Consider the following 14,629-nt stretch of genomic DNA (forward strand, 5'->3'; position numbering starts at 1 on the left):
GCCATCGCTGCCGCGATGGAGGAGGTAGGGGTTACTCGACCGGGAGGGCCTCTTCCGCCTCGGCGGGCGCCTCGATCACCGGCGCGCCGGGTTCGCGGTCGTCGCCCTCGATCTCGAAGGCCAGCTTGCCGTCCTTGAGCACCACCTTGACGTGGCCGCCCTTGACCAGCTTGCCGAACAGGATCTCGTCGGCCAGCGGCTTCTTGATGTTCTCCTGGATGACCCGGCCGAGCGGACGGGCGCCGTAGAGTTCGTCGAAGCCGTTCTTCGCCAGCCAGTCGGCCGCGTCGTCGGTCGTTTCGATGGTCACGTGACGGTCGGCGAGCTGGGCCTCCAGTTGCATGATGAACTTCTGGACGACCTGCTTGATGATCTCCGGCGTCAGCGAGCGGAAGGCCACCACCGCGTCGAGGCGGTTGCGGAACTCCGGCGTGAACACCCGCTTGATCGCCTCCTCGGCCTCGTCGTCCTGCTTCCCCCGGCCGAAGCCGATGGAGTTGCGCTGGGCGTCGGCGGCGCCGGCGTTGGTGGTCATGATCAGGACCACGTTGCGGAAGTCGATCTTCTTGCCGTTGGAGTCGGTGAGCGCCCCGTGGTCCATGACCTGCAGCAGGATGTTGTAGACGTCCGGGTGGGCCTTCTCGATCTCGTCGAGCAGGACGACCGCGTGCGGGTGCTGGTCGACCGCGTCGGTCAGCAGGCCGCCCTGGTCGAAGCCCACATAGCCGGGAGGCGCCCCGATCAGCCGGCTCACCGTATGGCGCTCCATGTACTCGCTCATGTCGAAGCGCAGGAGCTCGATGCCCAGCGTCGAGGCGAGCTGGCGGGCGGTTTCCGTCTTGCCGGTGCCGGTGGGGCCCGAGAAGAGGTAGCAGCCGATCGGCTTGTTGGCGTCGCGCAGGCCGGCCCGGGCCATCTTCATGGCCGAGGAGAGCTGGTCGATGGCGTCGTCCTGGCCGTAGACCGCACGCTTCAGGTCGGCCTCGAGCTGCTTCAGCGCCTCGGTGTCGGTCTTGGAAACCGACTTTGGCGGGATGCGGGCGATCTTGGCGACGACGGCCTCGACCTCCTTCAGGCCGATGATCTTCTTCCGCTTGCCCTCCGGCAGCAGCATCTGGCTGGCGCCGGCCTCGTCGATGATGTCGATGGCCTTGTCCGGCAGCTTGCGGTCGTTGATGTACTTGGCCGACAGCTCCACCGCCGCCTTGATGGCGTCGTTGGTGTAGCGGAGCTTGTGGAACTCCTCGTAATAGATCTTCAGGCCCTTCAGGATCTTGATCGTGTCGTCGATGGTGGGCTCGTTGACGTCGATCTTCTGGAACCGGCGGACGAGCGCGCGGTCCTTCTCGAAGTGCTGGCGGAACTCCTTGTAGGTGGTCGAGCCCATGCACCGCAGGGTGCCTGAGGCCAGCGCCGGCTTCAGCAGGTTGGAAGCGTCCATCGCCCCGCCGGAGGTGGCGCCCGCGCCGATCACCGTGTGGATCTCGTCGATGAACAGCACCGCGTCGGGGTGGTTCTCCAGTTCCTTGACCACCTGCTTCACGCGCTCTTCGAAGTCGCCGCGGTAGCGGGTTCCCGCCAGCAGCGAGCCCATGTCCAGCGAGAAGATGGTCGAGCCGGCCAGGACCTCGGGCACCTGGTTGTTGACGATCTTGCGCGCCAGGCCCTCGGCGATGGCGGTCTTGCCGACCCCGGGGTCGCCCACCAGCAAGGGATTGTTCTTGGTGCGCCGGCAGAGGATCTGGATGCAGCGCTCGACCTCGGCCGAGCGGCCGATCAGCGGATCGACCTTGCCCTGCTTGGCCTTCTCGTTGAGGTTGACGCAATAGGCCTCGAGCGCCTCGCCGCCGGTCTTGACGGTGGGCTTGTCCTCGTCCTCCGAGGCGCCCTTCACGGGCTTGGACTCCGCGGCGCCGGCCTTTTTGGCGATGCCGTGGGCGATGTAGTTGACCGCGTCGTAGCGGGTCATGTCCTGCTCTTGCAGGAAGTAGGCGGCGTGGCTCTCCCGCTCGGAGAAGATCGCCACCAGCACGTTGGCGCCGGTGACCTCCTCGCGGCCGGATGACTGCACGTGGATGACCGCGCGCTGGATCACGCGCTGGAAGCCCGCCGTGGGCTTGGCGTCCTCGCCGTCGTCGACGACCAGCGAGCGCAGTTCGGTGTCCACGTAGTTGGTGAGCGTGGTGCGAAGCGCGCCGAGGTCCACGTCGCACGCCCGCATGACGCCGGCGGCGTCCTCGTCGTCGACGAGGGAGAGAAGCAGGTGTTCGAGGGTCGCGTATTCATGTTTGCGCTGGTTGGCGTAAGCCACTGCGCGATGAAGCGACTCTTCGAGGGGGCGCGAAAATGAAGGCAAGTGCCTCTAGTCCTTTTCCATGGTGCACTGCAGCGGGTGTTGATGCCGCCGCGCCGTATCAACGACCTGGGCTACTTTTGTTTCCGCCACCTCGTAGGTGAACACCCCGCACACCCCCACGCCGTGTTGATGGACGTGAAGCATTATGCGAGTCGCATCTTCGCGCGACTTATTGAAGAACTGCTCAAGCACATAGACGACGAATTCCATTGGCGTGTAGTCGTCGTTTAAGATCAGCACCCGATACATCGAGGGCTTCTGTGTCTTGGGCTTCGTCTGGGTGACGACCGCCGAGCGAATGCCGGTATCCTGATCACCCATTTTACGTTCGGCCATTCAATCGATCTCCTGTCGGCGCTGCCGGCACGCCGCCAATCGATTAGATATGCAAACCTGTTCCATTTGGAAGGGTCGAATCGTCCCGGCGCCCAGCGAAACCGTCAAGCTGCGACGTTCCGGCGCTGCCTCTCGCCCGCTTTCCGAGCCTCAATCTCGCTTTGGGACGGACTTTGCCCGAAAAATGCGCCCGGACGTGACCGCGCCCGCGCCGAAGCGGGCGCGGATGGCGTCGAGAGTCTTCTCTCCGGCCAGGGCGCGCCGCTCGTCGCCGGCGAAGAAGTCGTCCTCCACCGCCTCGGCCTCGATCAGCTCGGCCAGGCCGATGCCGATCAGGCGGTAGGGCCGGCCGGTGGCCTCCCGGGCCAGCAGTTCGCGGCCCACCGCGAACAGGGTCTTCGCCGTCTGGGTCGGCACCGGGATGGTGCGGCGGCGTGTGTGGATGCGGAAATCGGTGGTGCGCAGCTTCAGGGTGACGACCCGGCCGGCCAGGCCGTCGGCGCGGGCGTGGCGGGCGACCTTCTCCGACAGCTCCGCCAGCACGTCCTCCAGGTCGCCCAGGGCTGAGAGGTCCTCGTTGAAGGTGGTCTCGGCGCTGATTCCCTTGCGCTCCTCGTGCGGATTGACCGCGCGGCTGTCCTGGCCGTGCGCCAGGCGCGACAGGCCAAGCCCGTGGCTGCCGAACCGCTCGACCAGCAGCTTGAGGTCGGCCTGGGCGAGGTCGCCGACCGTGCGGAAGCCCGCCTTCTCCAGGCCGGCGGCCATGGCTGGGCCGACGCCCGGCAGGATACGGACCGGCCTGGGCGCCAGGAAGGCCTCCGCCTCCGCCCCGCCGATCACCGAGAAACCACGCGGCTTGTCGAGTTCCGAGGCGATCTTGGCCAGGAATTTGTTGGCCGACAGGCCGATGGAGACGGTCAGGCCCGTCTCGGCCTCGATCCGCGCCTGCAGTTTCGCCAGCGTGACGGCGGGCGCGGCCTTGTGCAGCCGCTCGGTGCCCGACAGGTCCATCCAGGCCTCGTCCAGCGACAGGTTCTGGATCAGCGGGGTGAGTTCGCCGGCCATGCCCAGGATGCGCTTGCTCTCGGCGCGGTACTTGGTGAAATCGGGCTTCAGGACCACGGCCTCGGGGCAGAGCTTCAGCGCCTTGAACATCGGCATGGCCGAGCGCACGCCCTTGATGCGGGCGATGTAGCAGCAGGTGGTGACCACGCCGCGCTTCCCGCCGCCGACGATGACCGGCCGGTCGCGCAACTCCGGCCGGTCGCGCTTCTCGACGCTGGCGTAGAAGGCGTCGCAGTCCATGTGGGCGATGGCGAGTTCGCCCAGCGCCGCGTGCGCCACGATCCTCGGCGAGGCGCAGTCCGGGCACCGCCGCACGGCCTGCTCGCCCTGCCAGAAGCAGTCGCGGCAGAAGGCCTTCATGGCCCTGGGTCCAGCGGCCAGAGCCAGGCCGCGCCGCGCACGCCGGAGGAGTCGCCGTGGGCCGCCTTCCGGACCGGCGTCGCGAACATGTCGCTGAACGTATAGCCGCCGATCGCGCTGGGCAGGCGCGGGTAGAGCGCTTCGACGTTGGACATGCCGCCGCCGAGCACGATCACGTCCGGGTCCAGGATGTCGGCGATCACCGCCAGGCCGCGCGCCAGGCGGTCGACATAGTCGTCCAGCGAGGCCACAGCGGCCGCCTCACCGCCCGCTGCGGCCTCGACGATCTGATGGGCGCTCTGGCCGGTCCCGTGCGCGCGGGCGAAGCCGGGGCCGCTGATCCAGTTCTCCAGGCAGTTCAACCGCCCGCAGAAGCAGCCCGGGCCGGGCAGCTCGTCCGGCCGCGGCCAGGGCAGGGGCGTGTGGCCCCACTCGCCGGCGATGCCGTTGCGCCCGGCCAGCACCTGGCGCCCGACCGTCACGCCCGCGCCGCAGCCGGTTCCGACGATGACCCCGAAGACCACCTGGCTGTCGGCCCCCGCGCCGTCCGTGGCCTCCGACAGGGCGAAGCAGTTGGCGTCGTTGGCCAGGCGAACCGGGCGGCCCAGCACCCGCTCCAGGTCGGCCTGCAGGGGCTTGTCGTTCAGGTGGGTGGTGTTGGCGTTGCGGATCAGGCCGGTGGCCGGCGACGGCGAGCCGGGGATGCCTGCGCCGATGCTGGCGCCCGCAACGCCCGCCTGCCGCTCCGCCTCGGCGATCAGGTCGCGCACGGTCTCCAGGCTGGCTTCATAGCTCCCCGGCGAGGGCGCCCGTACGCGCGCCTGGAAGCGCCCCTCGGCGTCCAGCGCCGCCGCCTCGATCTTGGTCCCCCCGAAGTCCACGCCGATCCGGATCATGCCGCCTTGATAGCCGATCTGTTCCCCGGACGCTCGCCGTCGCACAGCCGTTCCGCCCGCTATCGCTGGGGGATGGTCCGAGAACATCGATCCGTGGACACCGGCGCCACACGGGCTAGGTTGCGCGCCATGAAAACCCGGAAAAACCTGCTGGCGCTCAGCGCCGCGCTCGCCGTCGCCGCTTCGGCCGCCACGGCGCAGACCCCCGCCGCCCAGGACCTCGCCAACAGCCATGCCGCCGGCCTCGACCTGGCGGGCATGGACCCGTCGGTGAAGCCCGGCGACGACTTCTTCCGCTATGCCAACGGCCATTGGCTCGCCACGACCGAGATCCCGCCCGACCGCTCGAGCTGGGGCGTCGGCGCGGAGCTGACCGAACTCACCAACCGGCGCGTGCAGGCCCTGATCCAGACCGCCGCCAAGGCCGCGCCGGGGACCGAGGCCCGCAAGATCGGCGACTACTATTCAAGCTACCTGGACGAGGCCAGGATCGAAGCCCTGGGCCTGAAACCCCTGCAGCCGACCCTGGCCCGGATCGGCGCCATCAAGGACAAGAAGGGCCTCGCCGCCGAGTTCGGGCGCGAGCTGCGCGCCGACGTCGATGCACTCAATTCCACCAACTTCTACACCGACCACCTGTTCGGCCTCTGGGTTGAGCAGGACCTGAACGATCCCAAGCGCTACGCGCCCTACCTGCTGCAGGGCGGCCTCGGCATGCCCGACCGCGACTACTACCTCTCCGCCAGCCCGCGGATGGAGAAGATCCGCGCCGCCTACAAGGGCCACATCGCCAAGGTCCTCGAGCTCGCCGGCCGCAAGAACGCGCAGGCCGAGGCGCAGGCGATCTTCGAGCTGGAGACCAAGATCGCCCAGGCCCATGCGCCGCGGGCGGAGTCCGAGGACGTGCTGAAGGCCAACAACGCCTGGGCGCGAGCCGACTTCGCGAAGAAGGCGCCGGGCCTCGACTGGACGGCCTTCTTCACCGCCGCGGGCCTCACCCAGCGCCCGCGGTTCATCGTCTGGCACCCGAAAGCGACCGCGGGCGAGAGCGCGCTCGTCGCCAGCCAGCCCCTGGGCGTCTGGAAGGCCTATCTGACCTATCTCCAGATCAACCACTACTCCGGCGTCCTGCCCAAGGCCTTCGCCGACGAGCGGTTCGCCTTCTACGGCACCACCCTCTCGGGCACGCCGCAGCAGCAGGCGCGCTGGAAGCGGGCGGTGAACTCGACCAACAACGCGCTCGGCATGGCGGTCGGCAAACTCTACGCCGCCGAGTATTTCCCACCCGACTCCAAGGCGAAGGTCCAGGCCATGGTGGCCGACCTGATCGCGGCCTTCCGCGTGCGGATCGAAAAGCTCGACTGGATGGCCCCGGCCACAAAGCAGGAGGCTGAGCGCAAGCTCGCGACGCTCAAGGTGGGCGTGGGCTATCCCGACCACTGGGTCGACTATTCGTCGCTGAAGGTCACCCCCGGCGACGCGCTTGGCAACGCCGCGCGGGCCGAGCTCTTCGAGTACCGCCGCAACCTCGCCAAGTTCGGCAAGCCCGTCGACCGCGGCGAATGGGCGATGACGCCCCAGCTCGTCAACGCCGTGAACCTGCCGGTCCGCAACGCGCTGAACTTCCCCGCTGCGATCCTCCAGGCGCCCTATTTCGACCCGCGCAACCCGATCGCCATGAACCTGGGCGCCACCGGCGCCACCATCGGCCACGAGATCAGCCACAGCTTCGACGACCAGGGCGCGATGTTCAACGCCGACGGGGCCCTGAAGAACTGGTGGACGCCCTCGGACCTCGCCCACTTCCAGGCCTCGGGCAAGGCGCTGGCCGAGCAGTACTCGAAGTACCGTCCGTTCCCGGACGTGGCGCTGAACGGCGAGCAGATCCTGTCGGAGAACATCGCCGACATCGCCGGCCTGAACGCCGCCTACGACGCCTATCGCCTGGCCAACGGCGGCAAGGAGGGCGCGCCGCAGCAGGGCTTCGCCGGCGACCAGCAGTTCTTCCTCGCCTTCGCCCAGAGCTGGCGCGAGACGCGGCGCGAGGCCGCCCTGCGCCAGGCGATCGTCACCGACGGCCATGCCCCGGACGAATACCGCGCCGACACCGTGCGCAACATGGACGCCTGGTACGCCGCCTACGGCGTCAAGCCGGGCGACAAGCTCTACCTCGCGCCCGCAGAGCGCGTGCGCATCTGGTGAGGGCCTAAGCCGGCGCCCCGGCCTTGGCCAGGTTGGCCTTGGGGATGACCGCCTTGAACGGCGCGGTCTTGCCCTTGTCGCGGGCGAGTTCGGCCCAGGCGAGGGCGAAGGCGCTGGGCGAGCGGGGCGCATTGACGGCCGGGGCGAAGCCTACCTTGCGGGCCGCCAGCGCCGCGGCGAGCGGGGCCCAGAGCTCCAGGTCCTGGTCGGGCGGCTCTGCGCCGGGGTTCAGCCGCCGGGCGGCCGCCAGCACGGCGGGGCTGGCGCTGCGCACCTCGACGTCGGCCCCGGCCGGCGCCGCGGTCACGGCCGCGAGCAGGGCCGAGAGCGCGATCCGTTCGGCTGTGACGCTGCGGTCCCCGCCGGCGGCGCCCAGCCGCGAACTGCCTTCGCTGAGCACATAGGCCCAGCCGCCGGCGCGAAACGACGCCTGGTGAGAGATTTCGACCCAGATCTGGATGTTGATGGACATGGCCGTGCCCTAGCACCCAATGACGTGTGAAGAATAGGCGCAGGCCCCGCGCATCTCAGAGCAAGGATGTTGCGTTGATCTCAGGTGGGGTAGTGATGGGCCCTTCGCACGGAGTCGGCTGATCCATGATTCCCGCCGCCAAGACCTCTGTTCCCGATACGCACGCGCCCGCCCCGGTGACCTCGGCGCTGGACCTGATCGGCCGCACCCCGGTGCTGGAGCTGACCGGCATGTTCGACTGCGGCCCCTGCCGCCTGTTCACCAAGCTGGAGAGCGCCAACCCCGGCGGCTCTATCAAGGACCGCATCGCGCGGACCATGATCGAGGCGGCGGAGGCCGACGGGCGGCTGAAGCCCGGCGGCGTGATCATCGAGGCCACCGCCGGCAACACCGGCCTGGGCCTCGCCCAGGTGGGCATCCTGAAGGGCTACCGCCTGGTGCTGGTGGTGCCCGACAAGATGGCGCGCGAGAAGATCCAGCACCTGCGCGGCCTGGGCGTCGACGTGCGCATCACCCGCTCGGACGTCGGCAAGGGCCATCCCGACTACTACCAGGACATCGCCCACCGCCTGGCCGCGGCGATGCCGGGCGCGGTCTACATGAACCAGTTCTCCAACCCGGCGAACCCCAAGGCGCACGAGACCACCACCGGCCCGGAGCTGTTCGAGCAACTCGACGGCGATGTGGACGCCGTCGTGGTCGGCGTCGGCTCCGGCGGCACGCTCACCGGCCTCGGCGACTACTTCAGGCGGGTCAGCCCCAAGACCGAGATGGTGCTGGCCGACCCTGCGGGCTCGGTGCTGGAGCCCCTGGTCAACCGCGGCGAAAAGGTCGAGGCCGGCTCCTGGATCGTCGAGGGCATCGGCGAGGACTTCGTGCCCGACAACTGCGACCTGTCGCTGATCAAGAAGGGCAACGCCTTCGCCGTCACCGACCGCGAAAGCGTCCAGGCCGCCCGCGACCTGCTGTCCAAGGCCGGTGTGCTCGGCGGCTCGTCCAGCGGCACGCTGCTGGCCGCGGCGCTCCGCTATTGCCAGGCCCAGACCACGCCCAAGCGGGTGGCGACCTTCGTCTGCGACAGCGGCAACAAGTACCTGTCCAAGGTCTTCAACGACCACTGGCTGGCCGACCAGGGCCTGACCGACCGGCCGATCACCGGCGCCCTGCGCGACCTGGTGGCCCGCAGCGCCATCGAGGGCGGCGCGGAGACCGTGGGGCCGGACGACACCCTGGACACCGCCTACAAGCGCATGCGCACCGCCGACGTCAGCCAGCTCCCCGTGCTGGACGACGGGCGGCTGATCGGCCTCCTGGACGAGAGCGACCTGCTGGCCGCGGTCGAGGGCGGGCAGGACCGGTTCAGCGACCGGGTGGCCACCGCCATGGTCGCCAAGCTCAACACCCTGCAGGCCAACGAGCCGCTGGACGCGCTGATCCCCATCTTCGAGCGGGACGAGGTGGCCATCGTGCTCGACGGGCGCGAATTCCTGGGCCTGATCACCCGCGTCGACCTGATCAACCACCTGCGCCGCACCTGACGTCGGCCACGAGAGAGACCGGAGACCCCATGACCGACGGTTCAAATCGGCTGGCGTTCGACACGCGCGCCATCCACGCCGGCCAGCATCCGGACCCGACCACCGGGGCGGTGATGGTCCCGATCTACGCCAGCTCGACCTACGCCCAGGAAAGCCCAGGCGTGCACAAGGGCTTCGAATACTCGCGCAGCCAGAACCCGACCCGCTTCGCCTTCGAGCGCTGCGTCGCAGACCTGGAGAGCGGGGTGAAGGGCTACGCCTTCTCCTCGGGCCTGGCGGCGATCGCCACCATCCTCGACATGCTGGACGCCGGCGACCACGTGATCGCCTCGTCCGACCTCTACGGCGGCAGTTTCCGGCTGTTCGACAAGGTGCGGCGCAAGTCCGCCGGCCTGACCTTCAGCTTCGTGGACCTGGCCGACATAGCCGCCGTGGAAGCCGCCGTCGGGCCGAGGACCCGGCTGATCTGGGTGGAGACGCCCACCAACCCCATGCTGCGCCTGGCCGACCTCGATGCGCTGGCGGCGCTGGCCAAAGCCCGGGGCCTGCTGATCGCGGCCGACAACACCTTCGCCAGCCCCTACTGCCAGCGCCCGCTGGAGCACGGCTTCGACCTCGTCATGCATTCCACCACCAAGTACCTGAACGGCCACTCCGACGTGGTCGGCGGGATCGTGGTGACGGGCTCCGAGGGCGAGGTCGCCGACCGGATGACCTTCCTGCAGAACGCGGTCGGCTCGATCGCCAGCCCGTTCGACAGCTTCCTGGCCCTGCGCGGGGTCAAGACCCTGGCGCTCCGCATGGAGCGCCACTGCGCCAACGCCGCGGCCATCGCCGAGCGGCTGGAGGGCCACCCGGCGGTCGCCCAGGTGATCTATCCGGGCCTGGCCAGCCACCCGCAGCACGAGTTGGCCAAACGCCAGATGCACGGCTTCGGCGGCATGATCAGCCTGGTGCTGAAGGGCGACCTCTCGGCCGCCAAGCGGATGCTGGAGCGCACCGAACTCTTCACCCTGGCCGAGAGCCTGGGCGGCGTCGAAAGCCTGATCGAGCACCCGGCGATCATGACCCACGCCTCGATCCCGCCCGGCGCGCGGGCGGAACTCGGCATCTCCGACTCCCTGGTGCGCCTCTCCGTCGGCGTCGAGAACGTCGACGACCTGATCGCCGACCTGGAGCGGGCGCTCAGCTAATCGCCGCCTCGATCGCCGCGCCGAGTTCGGCCCAGTCGTCGATCCGCGGATGACGCGCCGAGCGCGGCGCCAGCGGGCGCAGGCGCAGGTCGGCCACATGCTGGAAAGTCGCCGTCGCCGGCGAATGCTCGGCCACCGAATCCAGGTTGGGCAGCAGGTCGTCGACGAAGGCCGTGCGCCCGGCGGTCTGGGCGACCAGGCCCGCGGTGATCGGCCCCTTCGGCCCGCTCGACAGGATCAGGGCCTGCGGCAGGCCGTGGCGCTTCAGCCATTCGCCCCGCAGCCGTTCGGCGTCGGCGGGGGCGTTGGACAGGATCAGCAACTCCGCCCGGGCCCTCAGCCTGCGCAGCGCTTTCACCGCGCCCGGCGCCGGTTCGATCTCGCCGCAGCCGGTGCGGAAGAAATCCTCGAACAGCCTGTGGCCCTCGGCCAGGTCCAGATGCTCGGTCGCGCCGGGCCGGAAGATGTTTTGGAAGAGGGCGAATCGCTCGAACCGCAGCTCATAGCCCCGCTCGGCCACGAAGGCGCCGAAGCCCTTCATGAACAGGCCCAGCACCTCGTCCACATCGACGATCACCAGGGGCCGGTCCCGGGCCAGGCCCAGGCTTTCCAGCGTCGGAACGCTCCGTTGGACGGGGGCCTCGGCCACCGGATCTCCTTGGGCTAACGAAGTTTAAGGATATCCATGGGATGAACGAATGAGGGTGGGGAATTCCGCGTTTCGCGGCAGCCACGAGAACAAAGCCGGGTCCTAAATGGCCAAAAAGGTCCTCATCGTCGAGGATAACGAGCTGAACATGAAGCTGTTTCATGATCTGCTCGACGCCCAGGGCTACGAGACGCTGCAGACCCGCGAGGGCCTCCAGGCGTTGGCGCTGGCCCGTGAGCACCGCCCGGACCTGATCCTGATGGACATCCAGCTTCCCGAGATCTCGGGCCTGGAGGTCACCAAGTGGCTGAAGGAAGACGCGGACCTGGCCGCGATCCCGGTGGTCGCCGTCACCGCCTTCGCCATGAAAGGCGACGAGGAGCGGATCCGCGAGGGGGGCTGCGAGGCCTATATCTCCAAGCCCATCTCGGTGGTCCATTTCCTCGAAACCATCCGCCGCCTGATGGGCTGAGCCATGTCCGCGCGTATCCTGGTCGTTGACGACATCGAGGCCAATGTCCGCCTGCTGCAGGCGAAGCTCGAGGCCGAGTACTACGAGGTGCTGACCGCGCCGGACGGCCCGACCGCCCTGGCGCTCGCCGCCGCCGAGAAGCCCGACATCGTGCTGCTCGACGTGATGATGCCCGGCATGGACGGCTTCGCAGTCTGCCGCCGGCTGAAGGACGACATCGAGACCCGCCACATCCCGGTGGTCCTGCTGACCGCGCTCGACGGCCGCGCCGACCGCGTGGCGGGGCTGGAGGCCGGGGCCGACGAATTCCTGACCAAGCCGATCGACGACGTCATGCTGTTCGCCCGGGTGCGCAGCCTGACCCGTCTGAAGTCGGTGATCGACGAGCTGCGCCAGCGCGAGGCCTCGGGCCGGCGCATGGGCGTCATCGCCGGCGTCGCCTCGCGCCTGGGCGGGACCGGCGGCCGCATCCTGATCGTCGACGACCACGCCCGCCAGGCCGAACGGGTCTGCGCCGAGCTCGCCATCGAGCACCGCCCGGTGATCGAGACGGGCCCCGAGACCGCCATGCTGGCCGCCCGCGGCCCGGTGGACCTGATCATCGTCAACGCCGCGGCCAAGAGCTTCGACGGCCTGCGCTTCGCCGCCCAGATCCGCAGTGACGAGGCGACCCGCAACCTGCCGATCCTGGCCATCGTCGACTTCGACGAGCGCCCGCGGCTGGTGAAGGCGCTGGAGATCGGCGTCAACGACGTCCTGCCGCGCCCCATCGACCCGCAGGAGATGGCCGCGCGGGTGAAGACCCAGATCCGCCGCAAGCGCTACACCGACTATCTGCGCGAGAACCTCGACCTGTCGCTGGAGCTGGCGGTCACCGACCAGCTCACCGGCCTGCACAACCGCCGTTACATGGAGGGCCAGCTCGACGCCCTGGTGCGCCGCGCGGTGGCGGGCGGCGGTGAGCCGGTGGCCCTGCTGGTCATCGACATCGACCACTTCAAGAAGATCAACGACAGCTTCGGCCATGGGGTCGGCGACGAGGTGCTGCGCGAGTTCGCCGTGCGCCTGGCCTCAAACGTCCGCGCCATGGACCTGCCGGTGCGTTTCGGCGGCGAGGAATTCGTGGTGGTGATGCCGGAGACCCAGCTTGTCGACGCCCAGCGCATCGCCGAACGCATCCGCCTGCACGTGGCGGGCTCGCCGTTCCGGGTGCTGGACGGCGAGGAACTGCTTACCGTCACCATCTCCATCGGCGTGGCGGCCAGCCTGCCTACCGACGACCAGGCCAGGCTGATCAAGCGCGCCGACGAGGCCATGTACGAAGCCAAGGCCCACGGCCGCAACCAGGTGGTCGCCAAGGCGGCCTAGTCGCGGCCATAGACGAACTGCGTCAGCATCATCCTGGGCGTCGCCAGTACGTTCGGGGTGGGCGCATGCAGCAGCAGGGGGTGCATCAGGATCACGTCGCCCGGCTCGCCCAGCATCTCGCCGACGCGCACCTCGACGCCATCGACCTCGCTGCCGGTATCCATGAAGCGCCGAATGCGTTCGCCTTTGTCATGGCGCGAGCTCAAGGCGGCGAACCACGGCGATCGCGCCTCCAGCCGCTGCCGCGCCTGCGCCGAGGGCAGGGCGCCGCCGGTCTCCTCGAACATCGCCTCGAACAGCCGGTGAGAGCCCGCCACATAGCCCGTCCCGCCGCCGCCTGGCCGCGACGGCGCCAGGAATGCAAAGATCCGCGCCAGCCGAAGGTTGCCGGGCCTTGCGCCCAGATCGATGTGCCAATGCCGCCACGGCACATTCCAGGCCTTCTCGCCGGTGTGGAAGCTCACCAGCGGCAACCCCCAATGCGCGGGCTCCTCCCATTGACCCAGCACAACGTCCAGGACAGCCCGCACGGCCGGGCTCGCCATGGCGTCGAACGCGCCGGTCCTCGACGAGAGTTTGGACGCACGCGCGGTTCGTTGTGGTCGGGCGTCCAGCTTGCGCCTCAACGCGGCGGCCATCGCCTCGACGTCTCTGACAGGAATCGCGCCCGGCAGCCGCACGACGCCGTCGCGGGCGTAGGTTTCGGCGTGGTCGGCGGTGAAGACGTCGCGGGGGTTCCTCATGGGAGGCTCCTGAAAAGGAAACGCCCTGCGGAGAGCCTTCGGACAGCCGCAGCCATCCAAACACTCGCCGCAGGGCGGTACCCCGCGAACACCCGCAAGGCGCGGGTTGTTGAGGTGGTCAGGGTCGCGCCGCTGGCGGCGCTAGTCAAGCCCAACGCAAAACGCCCGGCCGAAGCCGGGCGTTTCATGAAGCGTAATCAGAAGCTTGCGAAGGCTACTTGATCTTGCCTTCCTTGAACTCGACGTGCTTGCGCACGACGGGGTCGTACTTCTTCATGACCAGCTTGTCGGTCTTGGTGCGGGCGTTCTTCTTGGTGACGTAGAAGAAGCCGGTGTCCGCCGAGGAGTTCAGGCGGATCTTGATGGAGGCGGGCTTCGCCATGGGAGGTCCTTAAGCGCGGGGCCGGTCGGCCATTCTTGAGTAAGGGGGCCGACGGCGGATGTTCGAAGAGCCGCGGAAAATACGAATCCGCGGCGCAAAGTCAATGGCGAGCCGGGCGATAGCCACGGCGGCATGTCAGCCGCCGTTCCTAAAGCCGGTCCGGCCGCATCGCGCCCTGCCGGAAGCGCATGAAGGGCTTGGGCCGCTCGGGATCGTCCATCCGCAGCACCGCCTCCTTCAGCATCATCCGCGTGACGGTGGGCAGCGGCAGGGTCTGGGCCTCGTCGAAATCGACCCAGGCGATCTCCTCCAGCTCGCCGCAGTCGGGCTGCCGGTCGAGGCTCATCAGCCGCTCGGCGTCGGCCAGCAGGAACCAGGTGTCGAAGCGCTTGCCGACGCTGGGCGGGGTGATGGCGCGGGCGACGATGTCCACGGCCGCGAGGTCGGCGAGCGCCCCCTGGCTCACGAAGTCGCGCCAGGGGCCCGCCGCGGCGCGCGCCGGGGCAGGGCGCGCCAGGAGCAGGCCGGTCTCTTCCCAGGTCTCGCGCACGGCCGCCGCCGCCAGGGCGCGGCCGCGGCCGGCCGGCAGGTAGGCGT

At 69.0% G+C, this 14,629-nt stretch carries 14 protein-coding genes; 5 read left to right on the forward strand and 9 right to left on the reverse strand.

The window, feature by feature from the left end; genetic code table 11:
* Positions 1-31: 31 nt before the first annotated feature.
* The 4 genes from clpA to VNW53_RS10010 all read right to left on the reverse strand — a co-directional run bounded on the left by clpA (position 32) and on the right by VNW53_RS10010 (position 5,013).
* Positions 32-2,356, reverse strand: coding sequence for an ATP-dependent Clp protease ATP-binding subunit ClpA (gene clpA, locus VNW53_RS09995; RefSeq protein ID WP_325555429.1), 2,325 nt, complete (start codon positions 2,354-2,356; stop codon positions 32-34).
* A 6-nt stretch (positions 2,357-2,362) separates the two neighbouring features.
* Positions 2,363-2,692, reverse strand: a complete 330-nt coding sequence (gene clpS, locus VNW53_RS10000) for an ATP-dependent Clp protease adapter ClpS (RefSeq protein WP_293371715.1) — start codon at positions 2,690-2,692, stop codon at positions 2,363-2,365.
* Between the two features lie 150 nt (positions 2,693-2,842).
* On the reverse strand, positions 2,843-4,117 hold the full coding sequence (locus VNW53_RS10005; RefSeq protein WP_325555432.1) for a DNA polymerase IV: 1,275 nt from the start codon (positions 4,115-4,117) through the stop codon (positions 2,843-2,845).
* Positions 4,114-5,013 carry an ROK family protein gene (locus tag VNW53_RS10010; RefSeq protein ID WP_325555433.1) on the reverse strand — a complete coding sequence of 300 codons (900 nt, stop codon included), beginning with the start codon at positions 5,011-5,013 and terminating at the stop codon, positions 4,114-4,116. The genes VNW53_RS10005 and VNW53_RS10010 overlap by 4 nt, the downstream gene beginning before the upstream one ends.
* 129 nt (positions 5,014-5,142) lie before the next feature.
* Here VNW53_RS10010 and VNW53_RS10015 point away from each other — a divergent pair, with 129 nt between their 5' ends.
* Positions 5,143-7,215: a M13 family metallopeptidase gene (locus tag VNW53_RS10015; RefSeq protein ID WP_325555434.1), complete on the forward strand. Its 2,073-nt coding sequence runs from the start codon at positions 5,143-5,145 to the stop codon at positions 7,213-7,215.
* 4 nt (positions 7,216-7,219) lie between these two features.
* Here VNW53_RS10015 and VNW53_RS10020 read toward each other — a convergent pair whose 3' ends face one another.
* On the reverse strand, positions 7,220-7,687 hold the full coding sequence (locus tag VNW53_RS10020) for a hypothetical protein (protein ID WP_325555435.1): 468 nt from the start codon (positions 7,685-7,687) through the stop codon (positions 7,220-7,222).
* A gap of 125 nt (positions 7,688-7,812) precedes the next feature.
* Between VNW53_RS10020 and VNW53_RS10025 the strand changes: the two genes are divergently transcribed.
* A complete protein-coding gene (locus VNW53_RS10025) occupies positions 7,813-9,225 on the forward strand; it encodes a pyridoxal-phosphate dependent enzyme (protein ID WP_325555437.1) in 1,413 nt (470 codons plus the stop codon).
* A 29-nt stretch (positions 9,226-9,254) separates the two neighbouring features.
* A complete protein-coding gene (locus VNW53_RS10030; RefSeq protein ID WP_325555438.1) occupies positions 9,255-10,418 on the forward strand; it encodes a cystathionine gamma-synthase in 1,164 nt (387 codons plus the stop codon).
* Here the strand turns inward: VNW53_RS10030 and VNW53_RS10035 are convergent.
* A complete protein-coding gene (locus VNW53_RS10035; protein ID WP_325555439.1) occupies positions 10,411-11,067 on the reverse strand; it encodes a 5' nucleotidase, NT5C type in 657 nt (218 codons plus the stop codon). The genes VNW53_RS10030 and VNW53_RS10035 overlap by 8 nt on opposite strands.
* 106 nt (positions 11,068-11,173) lie before the next feature.
* Between VNW53_RS10035 and VNW53_RS10040 the strand changes: the two genes are divergently transcribed.
* Both VNW53_RS10040 and VNW53_RS10045 read left to right on the forward strand, forming a co-directional pair.
* On the forward strand, positions 11,174-11,539 hold the full coding sequence (locus VNW53_RS10040; protein ID WP_325555440.1) for a response regulator: 366 nt from the start codon (positions 11,174-11,176) through the stop codon (positions 11,537-11,539).
* 3 nt (positions 11,540-11,542) lie between these two features.
* Positions 11,543-12,907 (forward strand): PleD family two-component system response regulator, encoded by a 1,365-nt coding sequence (locus VNW53_RS10045; protein ID WP_325555441.1) that lies wholly within the window; start codon positions 11,543-11,545, stop codon positions 12,905-12,907.
* Here VNW53_RS10045 and VNW53_RS10050 read toward each other — a convergent pair.
* The 3 genes from VNW53_RS10050 to VNW53_RS10060 form a co-directional block, all read right to left on the reverse strand.
* A complete protein-coding gene (locus tag VNW53_RS10050) occupies positions 12,904-13,650 on the reverse strand; it encodes a hypothetical protein (RefSeq protein WP_325555442.1) in 747 nt (248 codons plus the stop codon). The two genes, VNW53_RS10045 and VNW53_RS10050, sit on opposite strands and share 4 nt — an antisense overlap.
* Before the next feature lie 214 nt (positions 13,651-13,864).
* A complete protein-coding gene (gene rpmG / locus VNW53_RS10055; protein WP_215340033.1) occupies positions 13,865-14,032 on the reverse strand; it encodes a 50S ribosomal protein L33 in 168 nt (55 codons plus the stop codon).
* A gap of 148 nt (positions 14,033-14,180) precedes the next feature.
* Positions 14,181-14,629, reverse strand: a 449-nt coding sequence (locus VNW53_RS10060; RefSeq protein WP_325555444.1) for an NUDIX domain-containing protein, incomplete at its 5' end; no start/stop codon positions are given.

This window comes from Phenylobacterium sp., from assembly GCF_035569475.1.
Classification (GTDB): Bacteria; Pseudomonadota; Alphaproteobacteria; order Caulobacterales; family Caulobacteraceae; genus Phenylobacterium.